Source organism: Stenotrophomonas sp. SPM (assembly GCF_003105135.1).
Classification (GTDB): Bacteria; Pseudomonadota; Gammaproteobacteria; order Xanthomonadales; family Xanthomonadaceae; genus Stenotrophomonas.
This window is the reverse complement of sequence record NZ_QETL01000136.1, coordinates 1-8,793: the sequence shown is the minus strand read 5'-3', so window position 1 is coordinate 8,793 and position 8,793 is coordinate 1. Positions and strand designations below refer to the sequence as shown.

General features: G+C 67.8%; 8 protein-coding genes and 1 pseudogene. 5 read left to right on the top strand and 4 right to left on the bottom strand.

Annotation, left to right across the window (positions count from 1 at the left end; translation table 11 throughout):
• Together DCO49_RS18385 and DCO49_RS18380 are read right to left on the bottom strand one after the other, a co-directional pair.
• Positions 1 to 469: biotin/lipoyl-containing protein (locus DCO49_RS18385; protein ID WP_343126032.1), on the bottom strand; the 469-nt coding region annotated here is incomplete at its 3' end.
• Between the two features lie 167 nt (positions 470 to 636).
• The gene (locus DCO49_RS18380) at positions 637 to 1,152 is read right to left on the bottom strand and encodes a DNA-deoxyinosine glycosylase (RefSeq protein ID WP_116865226.1); all 516 of its coding nucleotides are present in this window, start codon (positions 1,150 to 1,152) and stop codon (positions 637 to 639) included.
• Positions 1,153 to 1,339: 187 nt separating this feature from the next.
• Between DCO49_RS18380 and DCO49_RS18375 the strand changes: the two genes are divergently transcribed.
• The 3 genes and pseudogenes from DCO49_RS18375 (at position 1,340) to glpK (ending at position 5,227) form a co-directional block, all read left to right on the top strand.
• Positions 1,340 to 1,969, top strand: a complete 630-nt coding sequence (locus tag DCO49_RS18375; RefSeq protein WP_108770094.1) for an OmpW family outer membrane protein — start codon at positions 1,340 to 1,342, stop codon at positions 1,967 to 1,969.
• A gap of 144 nt (positions 1,970 to 2,113) precedes the next feature.
• Positions 2,114 to 3,620 (top strand): annotated as a pseudogene (glpD, locus tag DCO49_RS18370) (glycerol-3-phosphate dehydrogenase).
• A gap of 107 nt (positions 3,621 to 3,727) precedes the next feature.
• Positions 3,728 to 5,227: a glycerol kinase GlpK gene (gene glpK / locus DCO49_RS18365; protein ID WP_116865225.1), complete on the top strand. Its 1,500-nt coding sequence runs from the start codon at positions 3,728 to 3,730 to the stop codon at positions 5,225 to 5,227.
• A gap of 73 nt (positions 5,228 to 5,300) precedes the next feature.
• Here the strand turns inward: glpK and DCO49_RS18360 are convergent, their stop codons facing one another.
• Entirely contained in the window at positions 5,301 to 6,095 is a 795-nt protein-coding gene (locus DCO49_RS18360; RefSeq protein ID WP_116865224.1) for a MetQ/NlpA family ABC transporter substrate-binding protein, read from the bottom strand.
• A gap of 29 nt (positions 6,096 to 6,124) precedes the next feature.
• Complete coding sequence (locus DCO49_RS18355) at positions 6,125 to 7,096, bottom strand: YafY family protein (protein WP_116865223.1); 972 nt, start codon at positions 7,094 to 7,096, stop codon at positions 6,125 to 6,127.
• Positions 7,097 to 7,177: 81 nt separating this feature from the next.
• Here DCO49_RS18355 and DCO49_RS18350 point away from each other — a divergent pair, with 81 nt between their 5' ends.
• Positions 7,178 to 7,822 (top strand): hypothetical protein, encoded by a 645-nt coding sequence (locus DCO49_RS18350; protein ID WP_116865222.1) that lies wholly within the window; start codon positions 7,178 to 7,180, stop codon positions 7,820 to 7,822.
• Between the two features lie 107 nt (positions 7,823 to 7,929).
• Positions 7,930 to 8,706, top strand: coding sequence for a DUF481 domain-containing protein (locus DCO49_RS18345; RefSeq protein ID WP_116865221.1), 777 nt, complete (start codon positions 7,930 to 7,932; stop codon positions 8,704 to 8,706).
• Positions 8,707 to 8,793: the final 87 nt, after the last annotated feature.

The window sequence follows — 8,793 nt, the reverse complement described above, 5'->3', positions numbered from 1 at the left end:
GCGTGACCAGGCCCTGGTCCTTCTTGACCGTATCGCCGACGGCGACCAGCACTTCGATGACCGGGATGTCGGTGTAATCACCGATGTCCGGCACCCGCGCTTCAACGGCACCGCCGCTGGCGGCCGGGGCAGCAGCCGCCGGGGCCGGGGCGCTCTGGGTGGCGGCTGCCGGGGCAGCGGCCTTGGCCGGGGCCGGGGCAGCAGCGGCCGGCGTGGCAGCCTCTCCTTCAGCCACTTCGATCAGGGCCACGACCTTGCCCTCGGAGAGGTTGTCGCCGACCTTGACCTTGATTTCCTTGACCACACCGGCGACCGAGGACGGCACTTCCATCGTGGCCTTGTCGCTTTCCAGCGTCACCAGGCCCTGGTCCTTCCTGACCGTGTCGCCGACGGCGACAAGCACCTCGATTACCGGGATATCGCTGTAGTCACCGATATCGGGGACAAGTGCTTCCTTGATTTCGGCCATGGGGATAACTCCGGCAATCTGGTGTAGGGAAACGTCTATTGTGCGGCCAGAGGGGGCCAGCGCCAACCGTTACAGGTGTTTTCAGTACGCACGTCGCCGGGACACGCTGTTGTCAAAGGCCTGCGGGCACTTCCAGTCGGTAGCGTATTGTCCCGACGATGTCCGCTTCATGTCGCCAGCGCGTCAGCCAGCGGCTGCCAGGCCTGCCGCAGGCGCGGCAGGGACCACGCGGCATTGGCCGGGCTGGTGGAGGGCAGCGCGAGCAGCACCGGCGTTGCCTCCAGATCCGGCACAACCCAGCGCTGCAGTGCCTGCCAGGCCGCCCCGCCATTGCAGGCGACCAGGCGCAGCCGCGGCAGGCCGGCAATCAGTGAGGGCAGCGCATTGGGGACTTCCGAACCGCGCACGATGTCGGCATCCAGGCTGCCCCGCCGCTCGCACCGGCCGATCACATCCCACAGGCCGACCCCGGCGTCGGCCAGCGCGCGCAGCCGTGCCTCGTAGGCAAGCGCCGGATCGAACCCGCACAGATCACCGAGCAGCGGCCAGAAGCGGTTGCGCGGATGGGCGTAGTACTGCTGTTCCTGCAGCGAGGCGACACCGGGCATCGAGCCCAGCACCAGCACGCGGCAATCGCGATCCACGCGCGCAGGCAGGCCGATGCACAACGCATCGCTGCTCACGTTTTCTCCAACTGCATGAACAATCGCATATGCATGAAACCCCTATAAAACAGCGGTTTCGCTCTGCCCGCTGAACAATGGGAACCAAATTTTAACGCGCGTCGGATGCGATTCATGTTGAGGCGACTACGGTGACATCGCCCCGCAACCGGGGGCCCAAAACAAGAAACAACAGGAGATTTCCCCCATGCGCTCCATCCGTATTCTGAGCCTCGCCCTGCTGACCTCCGCTGCCTTCGCTCCTGCCGCCTTCGCGCAGGACAGCAGCTCCGCAGACACCGCCTCGGGCAAGCATTTTGCCGTAGTTGGCGGCGTCTCGCTGCTGCAGCCGAAGAACGATCCGATCGACGGGATCAAGAAGGTTGATGGCGGCCCGGCGCCGACCGTCAGCTTCAGCTACTACGTCAACGACAACTGGGCCGTTGAGCTGTGGGGCGCTGCCGACAAGTTCGATCACCGCGTCAAGGGTCCGGGCAATGCCCGCCTGGGCAGCGTCGAGCAGCAGCCGGTCGCGCTGAGCGGTCAGTACCACTTCGGCCAGGCTGACAACGTGTTCCGTCCGTTCGTGGGCGTCGGTTACTTCCAGTCGGCCTTCAGCAACGAGAACTTCGCCGGTGGCGATGACATCCGCCTGAAGGACGCCAAGGGTGCCATCGGCACCGTGGGTGTGGACATGAACATCAACTCCACCTGGTTTGCCCGCGCCGATGCCCGCTACATGCACTCGCGCCCGGACCTGAAGGTGGCCGGCCAGAAGGTGGGCGAAGCCAAGCTTGACCCGTGGACCGTGGGCTTCGGCATCGGTGCGCGCTTCTAAGCGGTTTCCTGCTTCACTGTGTTGAAACAACGGGCCCTGCGGGGCCCGTTGTTGTTTCCGGTAGAGTCGAGCCATGCTCGACTGCCCTTCTGGAAATGCATCCGAGCATGGCTCGGCTCTACAAAAACCTGACCCGGGGACGCCATGCACGAAATCGACCTGCTGGTGATCGGCGGCGGCATCAATGGCGCCGGCATTGCCCGCGATGCCAGCGGCCGCGGCCTGCGCGTGCTGCTGTGCGAGCAGCATGACCTTGCCGCGCACACCTCCAGCGCCAGCAGCAAGCTGATCCACGGTGGACTGCGCTACCTGGAACAGCGCGAGTTCGGCATGGTGCGCAAGGCGCTGGGCGAGCGCGGGATCTTGCGTAGGCAGGCGCCCCACCTGGTCCACCCGCTGCGCTTCGTGCTGCCGTGGGAACCGCATCTGCGGCCCCGCTGGATGCTGCGCGTGGGCCTGTGGCTGTACGACCACCTCGGGCAGCGCAGCGCGGCCTTCCCCGCCTCGCGCTCGCTGCAGCTGCACGCCGATGCGCTGGGGTCGTGGTTGTCGCCGCACCTGCAACAGGCCTTCAGCTATGCCGACGCGCAGGTGGATGATGCGCGGCTGGTGGTGCTCAACGCGCTGGATGCCGCCCAGCGCGGCGCGCGCATCCTCACCGGCACCCGCTTGCACGGGCCTGCAGCAGACGCCGACGCACTGGCTGGCAACACTGGAAGACAGCGACGGCCAGACCCACAGCGTGCAGGCCCGGGCCGTTGCCAATGCGGCGGGCCCGTGGGCCGGTGGCCTGCTGCAGCGCATGCAGCGCGGCGATGGTTCGCCCGCGCTGCGCCTGGTGCAGGGCAGCCACATCGTCCTGCGCCAGCCCTGGCCCGACCACAGCGCCTGCCTGCTGCAGCAGCCGGATGGGCGCGTGGTGTTCCTGCTGCCGTTCGCCCACGACCATCTGCTGGTGGGCACCACCGATACCGACTACCGCGGCGACCCGGCGCGCTGCAGCGTGCTGCCCTCGGAAGTGGACTACCTGTGCGCGGCGGCCAACCGCTACCTGCGCGAGTCGATCCATGCGACCGACGTGGTCTGGCAGTTCGCCGGCGTGCGCCCGCTGCTGGCCGACCCCGACCCGCAGGCGGCGAAGCTGAGCCGCGATTACCGGCTGCAGCTGCAGGGCGGCGGCGCGCCGGCCGTGCACGTGCTGGGCGGCAAGCTGACCACCTACCGCGTGCTGGCCGAGGAAGCACTGGACCTGCTGCGCCCGCACCTGCCCGGCATGGGCCCGGCGTGGACCGCACACGGCGATGCCCTGCCCGGTAGTGACTGGGGCGATGCCGACGCGGCGCGGGCGCGACTGCAGGTGCATGCGCCCTGGTTGCCGGCCGACCTCGCGCGACGCTGGGCCGGCGCCTACGGCAGCCGCAGTGCGATGCTGCTGGAAGGAGCGGCCGCGCTCGCCGATCTGGGCGAGGACTTCGGCGGCGGCCTGCATGCGCGCGAAGTCGCGTGGCTGCAGCAGCACGAGTGGGCCCGTAGCGCCGACGACGTGCTGTGGCGACGCAGCAAGCTGGGCCTGCGCCTGGACGCAGCGCAGGTGGCGCGGCTGCAGGCATGGATGCAGGGTCGGATCCCTTTCCAACGGAAAGGGCTCTGACCCCGGTCGTGCGCCAACTGCGCCAACCAAGGTTGGCAGCTACCAGAGCGGCCGTGCGCCGCGCGACCGATGCATTACGATTTCCCCATCGCCACCGGAGACGCCCCATGACGCCCCGCTACGTGCTGGCCATCGACCAGGGCACCACCAGTTCGCGCGCGATCCTGTTCGACCGCGCCGGCAACATCGTCGGCAGCGCGCAGCGCGAGTTCAGCCAGCTGTTCCCGCAGCCGGGCTGGGTGGAACACGATCCGCGCGAGATCCTCACCAGCGTCTACGCGACGATGACCGAGCTGCTCAGCCGCGAGCAGATCGACCCACGGCACATCGCTGCGCTGGGCATCACCAACCAGCGCGAGACCACCGTGGTCTGGGACCGCGCCACCGGCCAGCCGATCCACAACGCCATCGTCTGGCAATCGCGGCAGAGCCACGCGATCTGCGAACGGCTGCGCTCCGACGGCCACGAAGCATTGGTCCGCGAGCGCACCGGCCTGCTGATCGATGCGTATTTCTCGGCCACCAAGGTGCGCTGGATCCTCGATCACGTGGAGGGGGCGCAGCAGCGCGCCGAGCGCGGCGAACTGCTGTTCGGCACCATCGACAGCTGGCTGGTCTGGAACCTCAGCGGTGGCCAGGCGCACGTGACCGACTACAGCAACGCCGCGCGCACCCTGCTGTTCAACATTCACACCCTGCAATGGGACGAGGACCTGCTGGCACTGCTGGACATCCCGCGCGCGATGCTGCCCCGCGTGCGCGATTCCAGCGCGGTGTACGCGCATACGCGGCCGCAGTTCTTCTTCGACCATCCGATCCCGATCGCCGGCATCGCCGGTGACCAGCAGGCGGCATTGTTCGGCCAAGCCTGTTTCCAGCCGGGCATGGTCAAGAACACGTATGGCACCGGCTGCTTCATGCTGATGCACACCGGCGCCGAGGCGGTGCATTCGCGCAACGGCCTGCTGACCACCATCGCCTGGGGCATCGGCGGCAAGGTGGAATATGCGCTGGAAGGCTCGATCTTCATCGCCGGCTCGGTGGTGCAGTGGCTGCGCGACGAGCTGCACCTGATCGACCGCGCCAGCGACAGCCAGGCGCTGGCGGCAAAGGTCGACGACAGCGGCGGCGCCTACCTGGTGCCGGCCTTCGTCGGCCTGGGCGCACCCTACTGGCGCAGCGACGTGCGCGGGGCGATGTTCGGCCTGACCCGTGGCACCAGCAAGGCGCACTTCGTGCGTGCGGCGCTGGAGGCGATGGCCTACCAGACCCGTGACGTGCTCGATGCGATGCAGTCGGATGCGGGCATCGCCCTGAGCGAACTGCGCGCCGACGGTGGTGCGATCGGCAACGACTTCCTGGCCGGTTTCCAGGCCGACATCCTCGGCGTGCCGCTGCTGCGGCCACGTCTGACCGAAACCACCGCGCTGGGTGCGGCCTATCTGGCCGGGCTGGCGGTGGGGTTCTGGGAAAGCCGCGAACAGATTGCCGCGCAGTGGGGCCTGGACCGCCGCTTCGAGCCGCAGATGGACGCGGCGCGGCGCGAAAAACTGTATGCAGGGTGGCAGCAGGCCGTCGCCGCCACCCTCGCCTTCCACGTTGATTGAGGGCGGTAGCACCGGGCCATGCCCGGCGAATCAATCCCCAATCCGCCGGGCATGGCCCGGCGCTACCCCGACATCAGAACGCCGGCAGCACCGCGCCCTTGTACTTGGTCTCGATGAAGGCCTTCACCTGCGGGCTGGTCAGCGCCTTGGCCAGCTTCTGCACGCGGGCGTCGTCCTTGTTGTCCGGGCGCGCGACCAGGAAGTTCACGTACGGCGAATCCTTGCTCTCGATCGCCAGCGCATCCTTGGTCGGGTTCAGGCCGGCATCCAGCGCGTAGTTGGTGTTGATCAGGGCCAGGTCGACCTGGTCCAGCACGCGCGGCAGCATCGCCGAATCCAGCTCGCGGAACTTCAGCTTCTTCGGGTTGGCGATGATGTCGCGCTGGGTCGACAGGGCGTTGCTCGGATCCTTCAGCTCGATCACACCAGCCTTGTGCAGCAGGATCAGCGCGCGGCTGTTGTTGCTCGGGTCATTGGGGATGACCACGTCGGCGCCTTCGCGCAGGTCGGCCAGCGACTTGACCTTGCGCGAGTACGCACCGAAGGGCTCGATGTGCACGCCGATCACCTTGGTCAGGTCGGTCTTGCGGTCGCGGTTGTAGGCATCCAGGTACGGCTCGGTCTGGAAGTAGTTGGCGTCCACCTGCTTCTGCACCAGCTGGTCGTTGGGCTGCACGTAGTCGTTGAACACGCGCACGTCCAGATCCACGCCTTCCTCCTTGAGGATCGGCTTGACCACGTCCAGGATCTCCGCATGCGGCACGGCGGTGGCGGCCACCACCAGCTTCTGCGAGGGCTCGCCGGACTTGCCGCAGGCGGTCAGGGCCAGCGCAGCGGCGAACAGGGGCAGCAACAGGGTCTTCTTCATGGGGGCAACGGGTCTCTCGGGGGGAGGGATCAGGAATGTTCGTAGTTGGTCAGGGCCAGGCTGAGCAGCGCCTTGGCCTGCTCGCGCAGCATCACCGGCTCGACGATCTCGGCATCGGAACCGTAGTGCAGCACGTCCATCAGCAGCTCGCGCGAGACGCTGTAGGGCACCTTCAGTTCGTAGCGGCCATCGGGCAGGAAACGGCCCTGCTGCTTGGAATGCCAGTGTTCGTCGGCCACCCAGCGCGCGGCCTTGGCGCTGAACAGGATAGTCGCCCAGCCCTTGGGCGGGCCGGAGAAGATGCCGTAGCTGGCACCCAGCTGCTCATCCAGCTCGGTTTCGGCCACGTCGCGGGCACCGTTGTCGACCACCCGCGCCTTGTGCACGCGATCCACCGCAAAGCTGCGCAGGGCGTCGCGATCATGGTCCCAGGCATCCAGGTACCAGTTGTCGCGGTAGTGGGTCAGGCGCTGCGGCGACACGGTGCGCCGGGTCGATTCGTCGGTGGAACGGGCGCGGTACTCGAACGCCAGCTGCTTGCGCTCCAGCACGGCCGAGGCCACGGTGCGGAAGCTGCCTTCGTCGAACTTGCGGCCGCGGTGCGGGATCACCCGGACCCGGTCGACCGGCCAGTTGGAGACGCCGGCCTGCGCCGCCAGCAGGCTTTCGATGCGCTGCTGCAGCGGTGCCAGCACCGACGACAGCACGCCGCCGCCGGTCCGTGCCAGCAGGTGCTGCGACGCCAGCAGGGCATGCAGCTCCTCCGAGCTGAGCCACAGCCCGGGCAGTTCGAAGCGGTCGCTTTCGTCAGCCTGGTAACGGAAGCCGGCCTCGCCGTCGCCCTCGATCGGAGCCATCAGCGCATCGCGCAGGAAGGCCAGATCACGGTAGACGGTGGCACGGGAACAACCGAGCTTGTCCTGCAGGGTCGCCACCGTCACCGGATAGCGTGCGGACTTGAGCAGACGATGCAGGGCGGTGATGCGTTCGTATCGGTCCATGCCCCCGATTATGTCCGAGTCGCGGGCGTTGTGCGGGGGCTTTGGGCTATCGTGGGCGCCCCCGCCCCCATGGAACGCCCGATGCGCCGCCTGCCTGCCCTGCCCCTGCTGGCCTGCCTGCTGCTGGCCGCCTGTGATCGCGCCCCGGCACCTGACGCTGGCACGGCCCCCGCTGCAGCCCCGGCCTCAGCCCCTGCCCTTGCACCGGTGCCAGCCGCCGCCGCGGCCGATCCGGCGCAAGCAGTGCGCGTCGCCAGCGAGCATCTGGCCGGAATGCGCAGCTTCCACGCCGAGCTGGACGTGCTGGGTGCGGCCCAGCCAGTGCACAGCGCGATGGACTTCGTCGCCCCCGACCGCTTCCGGCTGCACACTCCGGCCGGGATACAGACGATCATCGGCGACACCATGTTCCTGCAGGCCGGTGGCGCGATCCAGCAGGTGCCGACGCCGCCCGGCCTGCTGGAGCAGTGGCGCAGCCCGCTGCCCGCCGATGCCCCGGCCGCCCCGCTGCAGGCCGAGGATCTGGGCCGGCAGTCGCTGGACGGCGTGGATACCCGCCATTACCGGCTGGTCAGTGCCGCCGGCGAGCGCCTGGAGTACTGGGTGGACGACCAGGGACTGCCGCGGCAGATCGTGCGCAACGGCAGCAACCAGGGGCGTCCGTACCAGCTGCGCCTGCGCTACTCGCGCTTCAATGACCCCGCGCTGCGCATCGACCTCCCCTGAATGGGCGATGGCGGTAACGCCTGCTGAAGCGCCGTTGCCGAACCGTTCTGATGGTCATGGTGCTTCCAGTATCATCACGGGTTGTTAACCGCTTCGGAGAGCCCTCGATGTCCCTGCGCGTGTCCCTGCTTGTGCCCCTGCTGCTGTGCGCACCCTTGGCCTATGCCCAGGATGCCTCCGAACTGGCGGCGATGACGTCGCCGTGGAGTGGCAGCGGTGGCGAACTGGGCTTTGCCGCCGCCAGCGGCAACAGCAGCACCGAGAGCTTCAACGGCGCCCTGCGCCTGCGCTATACCGATGGCGACTGGGTGCACACCATGGACCTGTTCGGCCTGCGCTCCAGCTCCAAGGTGACCGAGACCAACGACGACGGCACCACCACCCGCCGCGACAACACCACGGCCAACCGCTATACCGGCGCCGCCGGCAGCGCGCTGCAGCTGGGCGAACACCGCCAGCTGTTCGCCAAGGTGCGTACCGAGCGCGATGACTTCGCCACCTACGATCGTCGCAGCTCGTTCGGCCTGGGCTACGGTACCCGCCTGTTCAACACCGAGAAGTTCTCCTTCGACGCGCTGATCGGCCCGGGTGTCAGCCGCACCCACAGCACCGAAGACGACAGCACCCGCACCGGCCTGATCGGTCAGGGCCAGTTCGAACTGAAGTACGCCATCACGTCCAACACTGACCTGATCAACAACCTGCTGGTCGAATCGGGCTCGTACAACACCTTCGGCCAGAACGATTTCGGCGTGTCGGTGAGCATGAACGAGCACCTGGCCCTGAAGGCCGGCTGGCAGGCCCGTTACAACAGCGACGTGGCCGACGACAAGCGCAGGACCGATACCCTGACCACGATGAACGTGGTCTACAAGTTCAAGTAAGCAGAACGGGCGCCCAGGGCGCCCGTTCTTCATTTGTAGAGTCGAGCCATGCTCGACTGCTGTTGGACGGCCAGTCGAGCATGGCTC

Excerpts from the sequence above, each read along its gene's own strand:
- glpK (WP_116865225.1), top strand. The coding sequence starts at position 3,728 with ATGACGCCCCGCTACGTGCTGGCCATCGACCAGGGCACCACCAGTTCG.
- DCO49_RS18375 (WP_108770094.1), top strand. The coding sequence starts at position 1,340 with ATGCGCTCCATCCGTATTCTGAGCCTCGCCCTGCTGACCTCCGCTGCC.
- DCO49_RS18355 (WP_116865223.1), bottom strand. The coding sequence starts at position 7,096 with ATGGACCGATACGAACGCATCACCGCCCTGCATCGTCTGCTCAAGTCC.
- DCO49_RS18360 (WP_116865224.1), bottom strand. The coding sequence starts at position 6,095 with ATGAAGAAGACCCTGTTGCTGCCCCTGTTCGCCGCTGCGCTGGCCCTG.
- DCO49_RS18345 (WP_116865221.1), top strand. The coding sequence starts at position 7,930 with ATGTCCCTGCGCGTGTCCCTGCTTGTGCCCCTGCTGCTGTGCGCACCC.
- DCO49_RS18350 (WP_116865222.1), top strand. The coding sequence starts at position 7,178 with ATGCGCCGCCTGCCTGCCCTGCCCCTGCTGGCCTGCCTGCTGCTGGCC.